The sequence below is a fragment of the Priestia sp. SIMBA_032 genome (assembly GCF_046535215.1).
Lineage (GTDB): Bacteria > Bacillota > Bacilli > Bacillales > Bacillaceae_H > Priestia > Priestia aryabhattai.
Map to the genome: position 1 here is coordinate 1 of NZ_JAWRXD010001424.1, position 242 is coordinate 242.

At 31.0% G+C, this 242-nt stretch carries 1 protein-coding gene; it reads right to left on the reverse strand.

What is annotated here, in order from left to right; all coding sequences use genetic code 11:
- Positions 1 to 242: PH domain-containing protein (locus tag SB717_RS39000; protein WP_410908631.1), on the reverse strand; the 242-nt coding region annotated here is incomplete at both ends.

The window sequence follows — 242 nt, forward strand, 5'->3', positions numbered from 1 at the left end:
TTTTATGTGTATCGTAAACAATTTCAAGTCGGTCAAATGATAATGCATGGGCTGCTATTGGATTTTTCGTATTTGAAATTTGTTTTATATCTCGTATAAAAATACGTTTTGTAACGAGACCCGATCTAATCGTAATTATTTCTTCCCGGGCAATATATTTTGCCAAAAAACAACTCCAGCTAAACAACATTGCTAATGGAATTGTAAAAAGCAAAAGAAAATATTCTCTCCCTACAAAAATT